Below are 14937 nucleotides of genomic sequence, written 5' to 3' on the forward strand. Positions count from 1 at the left end.
CACGTGCGGGCGCGCGGCGTCTGGGGCCGGATCGATTGCTGAGCGCCGGCCTTTTAGCGAGTGCGGCGGCCGGCGCGAAAGACCGTAGCGTCGTCGTAGAACGACGGGTCTTCGTTATGCGCCCACCAACCCGGAATGCCGAGTACAGGCAGCGGTGCGAAGCTGCGCCCGTTGAGCGCTGCGTCGGTGGCGAGCTTGACGCTCACCGTCTCGTCCAGATACGCGTCTCGTTGCGCGCGCGGCCACGTGAAATACGCTTGCGGCACTTCGACCACCCATGCGTGCGCCGTGCACGCCGCATAGGGCGAGATCAGCTTTTCGAGCAGCGCATGGCCGAAGACGCGGACTTCGCAGCGCGCGAGGCAAACCGTCTCTTCGAACGCGGCTTCCCAACTCGCGCGCTGCGCCACGAACAGCGTGCGCCAATCGAAGGCGCGCAGCGCCGCGATGAGCGCGGCGTCCGATGAGGCATAGAGCACCGCGTTCTCGTCGAAGAGCGTGAGGGCGTCACGCACGCCGCCGCGCGTGGGGCCTACGCCCAGCACGTCGATCGCAGCGGCCTGGCGCGCGTTCAGCGTCGCCTTGATGCGCGGGAACGCGAACCAGGCCAGCGCGTTGAAGAAGTCGTGGAGATTGTGTCGCGTCGGCACGCAGCCCGTCGCCGCGATATGCGCCTCGTAGGCCGAGCCCTCGGGCAGGTCGTCCTGCGCGATGAAGCGCAGCGGCTGGCCGCGGCCCGTGCTTTGGGCGGCAGCGAGCGCATCGGCGTTCAGTTCAGCCAGGTACGCCGCGTATCCCGCCAGCGCGGCCTGCTGCCAGCGCCGGCCGCGCGCTTCGTGCTGCGCAAACCAGCGGCGGCCCCAGTCGATGTCGGTGAAACTGCCCAGCGGCATGGTCCGGCGCGGTTCGCGCGCGGGCATCGGTGCGTGCGCATCGACTGCCCCGCTCAGGCCGATCGTTGCGAGCGCAGCCACACCCGGCCCCGCCTCGCTCAAATGAGCTTCCAGCCGATTGTCTCGCCGCCGCGCAGCGGCACGACGGGCGTGTCGCCGGCCTCGATTTCGGCGGGCAGCGTCCAGCTCTCGCGGCGCAACGTGACCGTTTCGGCCGCGCGCGGCAGGCCGTAGAAGTCCGCGCCGTAAAAGCTCGCAAAGCCCTCGAGCTTGTCGAGCGCGCCTGCATTGTCGAACGCTTCGGCGTAGAGCTCGAGCGCGTGCAGCGCCGTGTAGCAGCCCGCGCAACCGCACGCGTGCTCCTTCAGGCCCTTCGGGTGCGGCGCGCTGTCGGTGCCGAGGAAGAAGCGATGATCGCCCGAGGTCGCCGCCGCAACGAGCGCCACACGATGCGTCTCGCGCTTGAGCACGGGCAGGCAGTAGTAGTGCGGACGGATGCCGCCCTGGAAGATCGCGTTGCGGTTGTAGAGCAGGTGATGCGCGGTGATCGTCGCGCCGAGGAGGCCAGGCGCTGCGTGATCGGCGCGGATGTAGTCGACGGCGTCCTTAGTCGTGATGTGCTCGAACACCACCTTGAGCGCTGGGAAATCGCGACGCAGCGGCGTCATCACGCGGTCGATGAAGACCTTCTCGCGATCGAACAGGTCGATGTCGGCGCTCGTCACTTCACCGTGCACGAGCAACGGCATGCCCACTTCCTGCATGGCTTCGAGCGCCTTCGCGCACTTGCGGATGTCCGTCACGCCGGCGTCCGAGTTCGTCGTCGCGCCCGCCGGATACAGCTTCACGCCGTGCACGAAGCCGCTCGCCTTCGCGCGGCGGATTTCCTCGGGCGGCGTGTTGTCGGTGAGATAGAGCGTCATCAGCGGCTCGAACATCGAGCCCGCCGGCAGCGCGGCGAGAATGCGCTCGCGGTAGGCGGCGGCCTGCTCCGTCGTCGTGACCGGCGGCTTGAGGTTCGGCATGATGATCGCGCGGCCGAACTGGCGCGCCGTGTGCGGCAGCACCGCCGCGAGCATCGCGCCGTCGCGCACATGCAGGTGCCAGTCGTCGGGGCGGGCGAGCGTGAGAGTCGTGAGGGAAGAGGCGTTCATGGCTAGAGTCAGGCGCAGCTACGGTATGAATGAACGGCGGCAAGTTCGCGCAAACGCGCTCAGGCTGCCGGATATTCCGGGCATATCACGGCAACAAGTGCGGCGTTGATCGATGCAAAGCCAACGCACGCGTTGCCCGCACCGTCGCGTACACACGACAATTCGCACTGCATTGACGCCGGCACGCGCCCTTCTACGCAAGCCAGCAATGCATCCGACAAATTTCGTATTGGCGCCCCGCAGGCCGGTGATATGCTTGGGAAATCATTATTGTAACGGGTCGACGGCGGGTCCCGCCTTCCACTGCAGCCGCCTTACGCCGTCCCAGTCGCATCACGCACCATCAGCACCATGTGCCAACTTCTCGGAATGAATTGCGCCGCGCCGACGGACGTCACGTTCTCCTTCACAGGATTCGCGGCGCGCGGCGGCGCCACCGATCACCACGCCGACGGCTGGGGTATCGCGTTCTTCGAGGACAAGGCCTGCCGCCTTTTCATCGACAACGAGCCATCGGCGCGTTCGCCGATCGCCGAGATGGTCAAGCACTACCCCATCAAGTCGCGCAACACCATCGCCCATATCCGCAAGGCCACGCAAGGCAACTGCGCGCTCGAGAACAGTCATCCGTTCCTGCGCGAGCTGTGGGGCCGGCACTGGATCTTCGCGCACAACGGCGACCTGCAGGAATTCAATCCGGTGATGTCGGGCGTGTATCAGCCGGTTGGCACGACCGATAGCGAACGCGCGTTCTGCCTGCTGCTACAAGGCTTGCGCAAGGCGTTCCCCGGTGCGCAGCCGCCGCTCGACGAACTGTTCGCCGCGCTGGAGGCGCTCACGCGCGAGGTCACGCAGTTCGGCGTCTTCAACTTTCTGATGTCGAACGGCCAGGCGCTGTTCGCGCATTGCTCGACGCATCTCTACTATCTCGTGCGGCGCTGGCCGTTTTCGACGGCGCATCTCGTCGATGCCGATGTCTCCATCGACTTCGCCAAGTACACGACGCCCGAGGACCGCGTGGCCGTGATCGCCACCGCGCCGCTCACCGACAACGAGGTCTGGACACGCTTCGCCCCCGGCGACCTGCTGATGTTCCAGCACGGCGACGTGATCGCCCGAACCAGCGTACCGGTGCCGCAAAAGGTGCTCGACAAGCTCGCCAACCCTTCGCTCGATGCGTCGGCCAGCGCACCGTGCGTCGCGCAGCCGGGTGAGATCGACCCGGAAGCCGTGGCCGCGCTGCAGACCTGGGGCGAGTAAGCCGGGCGATGCCCGAAACGAAAAAAGCCGCGCATCGAGCGCGGCTTTTTTGCTTTCTGCAAGCGGGCGAACAAGCCTCAGTGCAGGATCTTCGCCAGAAAATCCTTCGCGCGGTCCGACTTCGGGCTCGCAAAGAAGGCTTCCTTCTGGTCGTCCTCGACGATGAGTCCCTGGTCCATGAAGATCACGCGGTGCGCGACCTTCTTGGCAAAGCCCATTTCGTGCGTCACGCACATCATGGTCATGCCTTCCTGGGCTAGCTCCACCATCACGTCGAGCACTTCGTTGATCATCTCGGGGTCGAGCGCCGAGGTCGGCTCGTCGAACAGCATGGCGATGGGGTCCATCGACAACGCGCGCGCAATCGCCACACGCTGCTGCTGACCGCCCGAGAGCTGGCCCGGGAATTTATCGGCATGCGCGCGCAGGCCCACACGGTCGAGCAGTTTCAGGCCCTTTTGCGTGGCCTCGTCCTTGCCGCGGCCGAGCACCTTGATCTGCGCGAGCGTGAGATTCTCGGTAATCGACAGGTGCGGGAACAGCTCGAAATGCTGGAACACCATGCCCACCTTCGCACGCAGCTTCGAGAGATTGGTGCGCTTGTCACCCACCGACTCGCCGTTCACGAGGATCTCGCCCTGCTGGAACGGTTCGAGCCCGTTGACGGTCTTGATGAGCGTGGATTTGCCCGAGCCCGAGGGCCCGCACACCACCACCACCTCACCCTTCTTCACTTCCGTCGTGCAGTCGGTCAGCACCTGGAACTGGCCGTACCACTTCGAAACGTTCTTAATTGAAATCATCTTGCGACCTTTTTCTGAAGACCTTTCACAAGGCTCGACGCGATCACGCAAATCACGAAATAACATGCGCCCGCGAACAGTACCATCTCGACCATCGTCCCGTCACGGTCACCGACATTGGTGGCCGTGCGGAAAAAGTCGGCGAGGCTGATCACGTACACGAGCGAGGTGTCCTGAAACAGCACGATCGCCTGCGTGAGCAGCAGCGGCACCATCGCGCGGAACGCCTGCGGCAGCACCACGTATTGCATGGCCTGGCCGTAGCGCATGCCGAGCGCGAACGACGCGTTCACCTGCCCACGCGGCACCGCCTGAATGCCCGCGCGAATGATCTCGGAATAATACGCGGCCTCGAACAGGGAGAATGCGATCATCGCGGAAGCGAGGCGAATGTCGATGTCGGGCGAGAGACCCAACACGTTTTGCAGTACCTGCGGCACGATCAGGAAGAACCACAGCAGGACCATCACGAGCGGGATCGAGCGGAAGACCGTGACGTAGCCCTTGGCGAACCATTCGAGCGGCTTCACGCTGGAAAGTCGCATGAGCGCGAGCAGCGTGCCCCAAAGAATACCGACCACGATCGCGCACAGCGTGATCTTGAACGTGATGATCGCGCCCGTCCACAGCGTGGGCAGCGCGCCCGGAATGCCGCTCCAGTCGAAGTGATGCATCACTTGCCTCCGATGTAGCCGGGCAGACGCGACTTCGCCTCGACCCAGCGCATGAGCGTCATGACGACGAGATTGATGAGCACGTAAGCGAGCGTGACCGCGATGAACGACTCATAAGTCTGCGCCGTGTAATCGACGAGTTGACGCGCCTGAGCCGACAGATCGAGCAGGCCGATCGTCGAGGCGACCGCGGAGTTCTTGAAGATGTTCAGGAACTCGGAAGTGAGCGGCGGCACGATGATGCGGTACGCGACCGGCAGCAATATATAGCGGTACGTCTGCCATTGCGTGAAGCCCATCGCGAGGCCGGCCGCGCGTTGGCCACGCGGCAGCGCGTTGATGCCCGAGCGCACCTGTTCGCACACGCGCGCCGCGGTAAAGAGCCCGAGACAAACGACCGACGCCGTGAAGAACTGCACGCCCGGCGGCGATTGCTTGAACGCATTGCCTATCGATTGCGGCACGATTTCCGGCAGCACGAAGTACCAGATGAAGAACTGTGCGATGAGCGGAATATTGCGGAAGATCGCCACGTAAACCGTGCCGACGCCCGCGAGAAACTTGTTCGGCATCGTGCGCAACACGCCGAAGAACGACCCGACGATGAGCGCGATCACCCACGCGCACAGCGACACCGAGACCGTCACCCAGAGACCGGAGAGAATCCAGCCAAGGTAGGTGGTGGGTTCGCCCGTCGAGACCGGGCTGAGCAGAATGCCCCAGTTCCAGTGATAGGACATCAGGAGACTCCAAGAAAAAGAACGGAAGAAGCGGCGCTTCTTCCGTTCCGTGCTAAACGCTAGATGCCGGTCGAACGGCCGGGGCCGTGTTAATCGATCGCCTTGTCGTTCGGATTCTTGAACAGTGCTTTCATGTCGTCGCTCATCGGGAAGTTCAGGTTGAGACCCTTCGGCGGAATCGGCGATTCGAACCACTTCTTGTAGATCACGTCGCCTTCGCCCGAAGTCTGGACCTTGGCGATGGCGTCGTCGGCGACCTTCTTGAACTCAGGATCGTTCTTGCGCATCATGCAGCCGTACGCTTCACGCGACTGCGGCTGACCGACGATCACGAAGTCGCCCGGATTGTTCGACTTGGCGCGCTCGCCCGCGAGCAGTGCATCGTCCATCATGAACGCCACTGCGCGGCCCGTGGAGAGCGTCATGAACGACTCGCCGTGGTCCTTCGCGCTGATGATGTTCATGCCCATGCTCTTGTCCTGGTTCATCTTGCGCAGGAGGCGCTCGGACGTCGTGCCTGCCGTCGTCACGACGGTCTTGCCCTTGAGGTCGGCGAAGTCCTTAACGCCCGAATCCTTCTTCGTCATGAGGCGCGTGCCGATCACGAAAATCGTGTTCGTGAAGGCGGCCTGCTGCTGACGCTCGGCATTGTTCGTGGTCGAGCCGCATTCGATGTCCACCGTGCCGTTCTGCACGAGCGGAATGCGGTTCTGCGACGTGATGGGCACCATCTTGACCTTCAGGTTAGGCATGTTCAGCTTCTGCTTGACCCCTTCGACGATTTTCATCGCGTAGTCTTGCGAGTAGCCGATCACATTCTGCTTGTCGTCATAGTACGAAAAAGGAATGGACGACTCGCGGTGCCCCAGCGAGATGACGCCCGTATCCTTGATCTTCTTGAGCGTGCCCGCGTCCTGCGCGAAAGCGCTGGTGGCGACGAAACCAAGGAGTGCGAGCAGAGAGGCGGTCTTTTTGATTTGCATTGTTTTCTCCGGTACAAGAACCTGCGCCAGTTTAGCAAAGTAATTTTTTTGAAAGAATCAAGAGTGACCCTGGCGCAACGCTGAATGTGCGAAGGCGGACGCTCCCTTGTGGAGAACGTCCGCCTTCTATGCGCCTTGATGTGCAGCGCAAAAACTTGTCACTGCCTGGTCACTGCACCGTCATTGTTCCGTCACCTTGCGGCGCGAATGCGCACCGTTTGCGATCAGGGGTACAGACCGCGCATTTCGCGCGCCATCAGGATGCGTTTACATGCAACGATGAACGCCGCGGTACGCATCGAGACTTTCTGCTCGCTCGACACTTGCCACACCGCCGTGAAGGCTTCTCGCATCACGCGTTCGAGACGTTCGTTAATTTCGTGCTCGGTCCAGAAGAAGCTCGAGAAGTCCTGCACCCATTCGAAGTACGAAACGGTCACGCCGCCCGCGTTCGCCACCACGTCGGGAATCACGAGAATGCCCTTGTCGTGCAGGATGTCGTCGGCTGCCGTCGTGGTCGGGCCGTTCGCGCCTTCCACGATGATCTTCGTGCGGATCTTGCCGGCGTTCTTCTCGGTGATCTGGTTTTCCAGCGCGGCCGGAATAAGGATGTCCGTTTCGACGGTCCAGAATTCGTCGTTCGACATGACGTCGGCGCCCGTGAAACCTGCCACGCCGCCCGTCTTCGCGACGTGCTCGAGCAACGCTTCCGCGTTCATGCCGCTCGAGTTGTAGAGCGTGCCGGTATGGTCCTGCACCGCGACGATCTTCGAGCCCGCTTCCTGGAAGAGGCGCGCGGCAATGCCGCCGACGTTGCCGAAGCCCTGCACGGCGATGCGTGCGCCGTCGATCGACAGACCCGTGCGGCGCGCAGCCTCGCAACCCACGACGAACACGCCGCGGCCCGTGGCTTCGCGTCGGCCGAGCGAGCCGCCGAGCGAGATGGGCTTGCCCGTCACGACGCCCGTGGCCGTCTGGCCCTGGTTCATCGAGTAGGTGTCCATCATCCACGCCATGATCTGCTCGTTCGTGTTGACGTCCGGCGCGGGAATGTCGGTGTTCGGTCCGATGATGATGCCGATTTCGCTGGTGTAGCGGCGCGTGACACGCTCGAGCTCACCACGCGAAAGCGTGCGCGGGTCGACGCGGATACCGCCCTTCGCGCCGCCGTACGGCACATTCACTGCAGCGTTCTTCACCGACATCCACGCAGAAAGCGCCATTACTTCGGAGAGCGTAACGTCCTGGTGATAACGCACACCGCCCTTGCCGGGACCACGCGAAACGTTGTGCTGGACACGATAGCCTTCGAAGTGCGCAACGGTGCCGTTATCGAGCTCAATAGGGCAATCGACGATCAGGATACGCTTCGGACGCTTGAGCGTTTCGAGCCAGCGCGAAAGCGAGCCGAGGTACGGCGCCACGCGGTCGACCTGACGAAGATAGTTGCCCCAGGGGCCGAGATCATCGGCGTGGAGATAGGAAGGAACCGACTGCAGTTGGGATGACATGAACGCTCCGATCGAACAAGTGGTGCCATTGTCAGAAAACGCCCACGTGAAATCCAATGCCGTTTGATCATCCCGTTATGCTTTTCGTGCATAACGTCCCCGAAGTCGAAAAAACGTGTCGCGGCTCCGTGCTGCAGGCCTTACAGGCTGAAATAGCCTGACTGTTTGCACTCCCGGCTGCCGCTGCGTCAGCGCTTGCCCTGCGCAAGTTCCTCGCTTACTGCATCCCACAACTCACGCACGAGCGCCTGGCGCGCGTCGTCGCCCTGCGTCGCGAGCTTGTCGCGATAGAGGCGGATCTCCATGTCGAGCGTGAACTGGCCCTCCGGCACGCCTCGTGTGCCCCGGTCGAGGCGGATCAACTCGCCCTGGGCCACGGCGTCTTCCACCGCGCTGTGCGGCAAAAAGGCGATGCCGTGACCAGCAAGCGTCATCGCCTTGAGCCCCTCTGCCATGTCGGTTTCGTACACGCGGTCCAGGTAGAGCCGCGCAGGGGCGTTGGCAACGATCACCTCGGTCATGCGGCCGAGATACGCGTTCGGCGTGTAGGAGAGATACGGCGCGGGCGCATCTGGCGTGCCGGGCAGCGTGTAACGCGCGCGCCCCGCGCGCTGCGGCGCCGAGTACGGGCTGATCGACTCGATGCCGAGCGTAAGCGTGTCGTAACGCGCGGGGTCTAGCGTCACGGGGTGGCTCGGGTGGTGATAGCCCATCACGAGGTCGCAGCCACCCTCCACGAGCGACAGCACGGCGTCGTGCACGTTCAGCGCGCGCAGCCGCGTGTGGATGCGGCCGAGCTTCGCCTCGACGCGCTGCAGCCAGCGCGGAAAGTACGTGAGCGAAAGCGTATGCGGCACCGCGAACTCGATCGTCGCGGCGGGCGTGGCCGTATGGCCGCGCAATAGTGTGCGCGCCTCATGAAACTGCGAAAGCATCGCGAGCGCCTGCTCGTAGAAGACCTGGCCCGCCGCCGTGAGACGCGTCGGATAGACCGAACGATCGATCAGCTCGGTGCCCAGCCACGCTTCGAGCGCCTGGATACGGCGCGAGAAAGCCGGCTGCGTCACGTGGCGCAGTTCGGCCGAGCGGCTGAAACTATGCGTCTCCGCAAGCGAAACGAAGTCTTCGAGCCATTTGAGTTCCATGCGGGGCCAGCGAGCGGATGAGAAGCCCGCATTCTAGGCCCGCGGGCGCTCGCCTGGGCGCCCGCGCGGCGAAATTCGCGCAGCGCCGTCCGGATACGTTAGCGGGACGCCTGGGCGAGCGCGGTTTCCAGTTCGGCGACCACGCCGCTCCAGTCGCCGAGCGTGGACTGACGGAACACGCGCGCCGACGGATACCAGACCGAATCCGCGCGATCCTTGCCCCAGCGCCAGTCGGGCTGCGCGGCAAGCATCACCCACACCGGCTTGCCGAGCGCGCCGGCGAGGTGCGCGACCGACGTATCGACCGTGATGACGAGGTCAAGCGCCTCGATGAGCGCCGCCGTGGCAGCGAAATCGTGCAGATCGTCGCCGAGCGCGTCCATCGGCCAGCGACCCGCGACCGTTGCGAGCTGCGCGGCCCCCGGGCCCTTCTGGATCGCGAACCAGGCGTTGCCGGCGGGCGCGGAGAGCGGCAGAAGCGACTTGAGCGCAACGGAACGGAAAGCGTCGAAATGGTGGCGCGGGTTGCCCGACCAGACAAGCCCGATGCGGCGATTCGCGGCGCCGGCCTGCGCGTTCACGCGTGCGCGCCAGCCGGCGGACTGCACGGTATCGGCGTGCATATAAGGCGTGTCGGCATAGATCGGGCGGCCAGGAAACTTCAGCGGCAGGCTCATCACGTCGCACCAGTAGTCGTATTGCGACGCGATGGCTTCGTCGCTCGGCGCGGCGTCGAGCACGCGCGCAACGCCCGGCACCGTCGCGGCGAGCGACGCCAGTTCCGGCGCGACCCACGCGTGAACCTGCGCCCCCATCTGCGCCAGCAGGCCCGCATAGCGCACGAACTGGATCTGATCGCCCACGCCCTGCTCACGGCAGATCAGGAAGCGCTTGCCATCCAGCGGCTCGCCCTGCCACTCGGGGCACGGCAACTTGCGGTAGTTGGCCTTGGCGGTCGAAGTGAGCTTGCGGTTCTCGAAGAGCGGCCAGCCGCCGGTGTAGTCTTCGCGCCGCAGCATCAGCATGCCGAGCTGAAAACCCGATTCGGGCAGGTCCGGGTTCAGCTCCAGTGCGCGTCGATAGTCAATCTCCGCTTCGTCGTAGCGCGCGAGCGCTGTCAGCGCGAATGCCAGATTGTTGATGATGCCCGCGCCATCGGGCTTGAGCTGCGCAGCACGCCGGTAAAGCGGAATCGCCTCTTCATAGCGGTGCATCGCGTCGTAGGCATAACCGAGTTCGAAGAGCGCAAGCACGTTGTCAGGCTCGCGCGCGATCACGGCCGCGAAGCAGGCGGCCGCTTCGGCGTGCTTCTCCATTGAGCGCAGCAGTCGGCCCATGTGGATCAGCGTCTTCAGATCATGGGGATCGAGCGCGGCGGCGGCGCGGAACTCCACGAGTGCGGCGGCTTTTGCGCCGCCGGCTTCCCGTGCGCGTCCGAGATTGAACGCGAAGTGTGCGGATTGCGGCGCAAGCGTACGCGCACACTGATAGTGCCGCGCAGCGCTCGCGATATCGCCGAGTTCCATCAGCGCATTGCCGAGATTGTTGTGTGCGTTCGCAAAATCGGGCGCGAGCGCCAGCGCTTTGCGCTGCCAGGCGGCGGCGCCTGCAAAGTCGCCGAGGCGGGTCGCGACCACGCCACGGTTAGCTAGATATTCGGCGTTGTCAGGAGCCTTCGCGAGCGCGCGGTCCATCAGGGCGGCGGCTTCCTTCAGTTGGTCGCGGCCGAGCGCAATCACGCCCAGGTAGTGCAGCGCGTCGGAATGTTCGGGGTGCGCCGCGAGCGCGGACTGATAGTAAGCGTGGGCGTCGTCGATCCGGCCCGCACGGTGGCAAGCAAGACCGGCTTCGATCAGAGCAGCGGCCTCGTCGGGAGAAAGAGTGAGAGCATCGGGGGTCATGGCGGCAAATATTTGATTAAGCGCAAACTTTTGATGTGACCGCACTCTATATCCGTCTCAAAACTCCCGATCCCGTTAAGAGGCGGGCGCGACGTCACGCCTCAGGGAACGTCACGACCCGCCGCTCACGGGCGGCTGACAGCGCCGGCCACGGCCCCTGTCGGCAAGGTGATAAAATCTTCGATTCACGCCGTCTCGAATCCGACTGCAACCGACTGCCAACTGAGCGTAACGCGCTACGTTACGTCCCCATCATGTCCGACACTCGTCCCGATACCCTCTTCGCGCTCAACGCGCTCTCCCCGCTCGACGGCCGCTACGCCTCGAAAACCGAAGCGCTGCGCGACTGGCTCTCGGAAGCCGCGTTCATGCGCAACCGCGTGACCGTGGAAATCCACTGGCTGATCGCGCTCTCGCAGGCCGGGCTCGCGGAAGTGCCGCGCTTCTCGCAGGCGTCGGAGCAGTTCCTGCTCAAGCTCGCCGAGAACTTCACGGCGCACGACGCCGCGCGCATCAAGGACATCGAGCGCGTGACGAACCACGACGTGAAGGCCGTGGAGTACTGGCTCAAGGAGTCGGTGAAGGGTCAGCCGGAACTGGAGCGCGCAAGCGAGTTCATCCACTTCGCCTGCACCTCGGAAGACATCAACAACACGTCGCACGGCCTGATGCTCGCGGGCGCCCGCGAGCACGTGATCCTGCCGGCACTGCGCTCGGTGCATCAACGGCTCGTCACGCTCGCGCACACGCATGCGGGGCAGCCGATGCTCTCGCGCACGCACGGCCAGCCGGCCAGCCCCACGACGCTTGGCAAGGAAATCGCCAACGTCGCGGCGCGTCTCGCCCGGGCGATCCAGCGTATCGAGAAGGTCGAACTGCTCGGCAAGATGAATGGCGCGGTCGGCAACTTCAACGCGCACCTTTCTGCGTATCCGGAATTCGACTGGGAAGCGTTCTCGAAGGAAGTCGTCGAAAAGCGTCTCAAGCTCGTGTTCAACCCGTACACGATCCAGATCGAGCCGCACGACTACATGGCGGAGCTGTTCGACGCCGTGGCGCGCGCGAACACGATCCTGCTCGACCTCGACCGCGACGTGTGGGGCTACATCTCGCTCGGCTACTTCAAGCAGAAGACGAAGGCGGGCGAAATCGGCTCGTCGACCATGCCGCATAAGGTCAACCCGATCGACTTCGAAAATTCGGAAGGCAATCTCGGCCTCGCCAACGCGACGCTGCGCCACCTCTCGGAAAAGCTGCCCGTTTCGCGCTGGCAGCGCGACCTCACCGACTCGACGGTGCTGCGCAATATCGGCGTGGCGTTCGGCTACTCGCTGCTCGCGTATGACGCGCTGATCCGCGGTCTGGACAAGCTCGAAGTGAACCCGCAGCGCCTGAACGACGACCTCGACGCCACGTGGGAAGTGCTGGCCGAGCCGGTGCAGACGGTCATGCGCCGCTACGGCATCGAAAATCCGTACGAGCAGCTGAAGGAACTCACGCGTGGCAAGGGCATCACGCGCGAAGCCCTGCAGACGTTCGTCAGCGGCCTCGCGATTCCCGAAGACGCGAAGAAGCGTCTGCTGGAGATGACGCCCGCGTCGTACGTCGGCAAGGCAGTGGAACTGGCGAAGCGGATTTCGTAATCGCGACACCGCAAGGCCATAAAAAAAGCGCTCGATCGAATCGAGCGCTTTTTCGTTTACCGCCGCACGATCGTGTGATCGTGCGTGGTCGTGTACCGCGGCGATATCAGGAGGCCGGGTTGCCGCGCGCTTCCATCTGCTTCATCACTTCGTCGACGATCTGTTCCGGCGTAAGTTCGATGCTCACCACGATCGCCTCGTCGGCGCCCGGCGCTTCGAGCGTGTCGAGCTGGCTTTGCAGCAGCGACGGATCGAAGAAGTGGCCGGTGCGCGAGGCGAGGCGCTCGTGCAGCACTTCGAACGAGCCCTTCAGGTAGACGAAGCACACGTCGCGGTCGTTGCCGCGCAGGATGTCGCGATACGAGCGCTTGAGCGACGAGCAGGTGAACACGGCCGTTTCGTGGGCGCGCTGCTTCTCCTCGATCGCCGCGCGAATCGTGCGCAGCCACGGCCCGCGGTCTTCGTCGGTGAGGGGAATGCCGTCGTGCATCTTCTTCTTGTTGGCTTCGCTGTGGAAGGCGTCGCCGTCGGTGAAGGTGCACTCGAGGCGCTCGGCGAGCAATTCGCCGATGCGTGTCTTGCCCGCGCCCGACACGCCCATCGCTATCAAGATCATTTCCTGCTCCTCGTTACAACACCGCCGCCAGGGCAAACGTGAGGCCGAGCCCCAGCAGCGAAATAATGGTCTCAAGCAACGACCAGGTCTTGAACGTCTGACCCACGGTCATGCCGAAATACTCCTTGATCAGCCAGAATCCGCCGTCGTTGACGTGCGAGAAGATCAGCGAGCCCGAGCCCGTGGCGAGCACGAGCAGCTCCGGCTTCACCGTCATGGCGCCGGCCGATGCGATCGGCGCGACGATACCGCAGGCCGTGGTCATGGCGACCGTGGCCGAGCCCGTTGCGAGCCGGATCAGCGCGGCGACGAGCCAGCCGAGCAAAAGCGGCGACAGATGCTCGTTCTGCGCCAGCTCGACGATCTGCTTCGACACGCCGCTGTCCATCAGCACGCGGCCAAAGCCGCCGCCCGCGCCCACGATCAGCGTGATGCCCGCGATCGGCGCGAGGCAGTCGCCGCAGAACTTCTGGATCTGCTCGCGCGTGAAGCCGCGTTGCGCGCCGAAGGTCCAGAAGCTTACCAGCACGGCGATCAGCAGCGCGACGTCGGAGGTGCCGATAAAGTGCAACAGGTTGTTCGGCAACGTCTTGGGCGTGAATACGAGATCGGCCCAGCTGCCGATCAGCATGAGGATCACCGGCAGCAGGATCGTGAAGAGCGTGACGCCGAAGCCCGGCAGTTCGCTATCGGGCTTGGGGTCGGCCTTGCTCACGAACTGCTCGGAGAGCGGATTGCTTTCCGGCAGCTTGATAAAGCGGTGAATGAAGAGCGCGAAGAGCGGCCCGGCGATGATCGCGCAGGGCACGCCCACCATCAGGCCGTAAGCGATGGTCCTGCCGATGTCGGCGTGATACGCCTGCACGGCGAGGAGGGCGGCCGGGTGCGGGGGAATCAGCCCGTGCACGACCGAGAGACCCGCCACCATCGGCAGGCCGATCAGCAGCAGCGACTTGCCGGTGCGCTTGGCGACGTTGAACGCGATCGGAATGAGCAGCACGAAGCCGACTTCGAAGAACACCGGCAGGCCGACGATGATCGCGACGACCATCATCGCCCAGTGAATGTTCTTCTCGCCGAACCAGCGGATGAGCGTCGTGGCGACGCGCTCGGCGCCGCCCGATTCCGCCATCATCTTGCCGAGCATCGTGCCGAGGCCCACCACGATGGCAATGTGGCCAAGCGTGTTGCCGTTGCCGGTCTCGAACGACTTGACGATCTGATCCATCGGCATGCCGACGGCGAGACCGAGCAGCAGCGAAACGATGATCAGGACAAGAAACGGATAAACCTTGAAGCGCGTGATCAGCAGAATCAGCGCGGCGATCGCGACGAGCGCGTAAATCAGCAGCATGCTGCCGTGGGCCACTCCCATGAGGCTCTTCTCCAGGTAGTTGTTTGATGTCCTTTCGCCCTGCGTCGACGCGTGTGGCGCGCAACGGCTGCGGCACACGTGGAACTGATGGGGAACGAAAGGGCCGGCCGTCGCCGGGCCGGCGATTGTAGAGCTTATAACGACTTTTGGTGCAGCGTGCTTGAAAGACGAGCGAGCCGCGCAAAGCGAGCGCCAGAAAGGCGCCGTTTGCGCGGCTCGTTGTACCCCTCATACCCGCG

At 64.0% G+C, this 14937-nt stretch carries 13 protein-coding genes; 2 read left to right on the plus strand and 11 right to left on the minus strand.

Going from position 1 to position 14937, the window contains the following annotated elements; genetic code table 11:
- Nucleotides 1-53 precede the first annotated feature (53 nt).
- Nucleotides 54-995 (minus strand): DUF3025 domain-containing protein, encoded by a 942-nt coding sequence (locus JMY28_RS02575; RefSeq protein ID WP_407945456.1) that lies wholly within the window; start codon nt 993-995, stop codon nt 54-56.
- Nucleotides 992-2047, minus strand: coding sequence for a dihydroorotase (pyrC, locus tag JMY28_RS02580; protein ID WP_201694302.1), 1056 nt, complete (start codon nt 2045-2047; stop codon nt 992-994). The genes JMY28_RS02575 and pyrC overlap by 4 nt, the downstream gene beginning before the upstream one ends.
- A 351-nt stretch (nt 2048-2398) precedes the next feature.
- On the opposite strand from pyrC, the gene JMY28_RS02585 reads away from it, so the two are divergent.
- Nucleotides 2399-3307, plus strand: a complete 909-nt coding sequence (locus tag JMY28_RS02585; protein ID WP_201694303.1) for a class II glutamine amidotransferase — start codon at nt 2399-2401, stop codon at nt 3305-3307.
- Between the two features lie 77 nt (nt 3308-3384).
- On the opposite strand, the gene JMY28_RS02590 is transcribed toward JMY28_RS02585, so the two are convergent.
- The 7 genes from JMY28_RS02590 to JMY28_RS02620 all read right to left on the minus strand — a co-directional run bounded on the left by JMY28_RS02590 (nt 3385) and on the right by JMY28_RS02620 (nt 11064).
- On the minus strand, nt 3385-4110 hold the full coding sequence (locus tag JMY28_RS02590; RefSeq protein WP_201694305.1) for an amino acid ABC transporter ATP-binding protein: 726 nt from the start codon (nt 4108-4110) through the stop codon (nt 3385-3387).
- Nucleotides 4107-4784: a glutamate/aspartate ABC transporter permease GltK gene (gltK, locus tag JMY28_RS02595; RefSeq protein ID WP_201694307.1), complete on the minus strand. Its 678-nt coding sequence runs from the start codon at nt 4782-4784 to the stop codon at nt 4107-4109. Before gltK ends, JMY28_RS02590 begins: the two co-directional genes overlap by 4 nt.
- Nucleotides 4784-5524, minus strand: coding sequence for an amino acid ABC transporter permease (locus tag JMY28_RS02600; protein WP_201694308.1), 741 nt, complete (start codon nt 5522-5524; stop codon nt 4784-4786). The genes gltK and JMY28_RS02600 overlap by 1 nt, the downstream gene beginning before the upstream one ends.
- Nucleotides 5525-5613: 89 nt before the next feature.
- A complete protein-coding gene (locus JMY28_RS02605) occupies nt 5614-6507 on the minus strand; it encodes a glutamate/aspartate ABC transporter substrate-binding protein (protein ID WP_201694309.1) in 894 nt (297 codons plus the stop codon).
- Nucleotides 6508-6731: 224 nt separating this feature from the next.
- Complete coding sequence (locus tag JMY28_RS02610) at nt 6732-8018, minus strand: Glu/Leu/Phe/Val family dehydrogenase (RefSeq protein ID WP_201694310.1); 1287 nt, start codon at nt 8016-8018, stop codon at nt 6732-6734.
- 188 nt (nt 8019-8206) lie between these two features.
- Nucleotides 8207-9163: a LysR family transcriptional regulator gene (locus tag JMY28_RS02615; protein WP_201694311.1), complete on the minus strand. Its 957-nt coding sequence runs from the start codon at nt 9161-9163 to the stop codon at nt 8207-8209.
- 98 nt (nt 9164-9261) lie between these two features.
- Complete coding sequence (locus JMY28_RS02620; protein WP_201694312.1) at nt 9262-11064, minus strand: tetratricopeptide repeat protein; 1803 nt, start codon at nt 11062-11064, stop codon at nt 9262-9264.
- Nucleotides 11065-11318: 254 nt separating this feature from the next.
- Between JMY28_RS02620 and purB the strand changes: the two genes are divergently transcribed.
- Nucleotides 11319-12707 carry an adenylosuccinate lyase gene (gene purB / locus JMY28_RS02625; protein WP_201694313.1) on the plus strand — a complete coding sequence of 463 codons (1389 nt, stop codon included), beginning with the start codon at nt 11319-11321 and terminating at the stop codon, nt 12705-12707.
- Nucleotides 12708-12813: 106 nt separating this feature from the next.
- On the opposite strand, the gene JMY28_RS02630 is transcribed toward purB, so the two are convergent.
- A complete protein-coding gene (locus JMY28_RS02630; RefSeq protein ID WP_201694314.1) occupies nt 12814-13323 on the minus strand; it encodes a gluconokinase in 510 nt (169 codons plus the stop codon).
- 13 nt (nt 13324-13336) lie between these two features.
- On the minus strand, nt 13337-14698 hold the full coding sequence (locus tag JMY28_RS02635) for a GntP family permease (protein WP_201694316.1): 1362 nt from the start codon (nt 14696-14698) through the stop codon (nt 13337-13339).
- Nucleotides 14699-14937 lie beyond the last annotated feature (239 nt).

The sequence above is a fragment of the Paraburkholderia hiiakae genome, assembly GCF_904848665.1.
GTDB classification, from domain to species: domain Bacteria; phylum Pseudomonadota; class Gammaproteobacteria; order Burkholderiales; family Burkholderiaceae; genus Paraburkholderia; species Paraburkholderia hiiakae.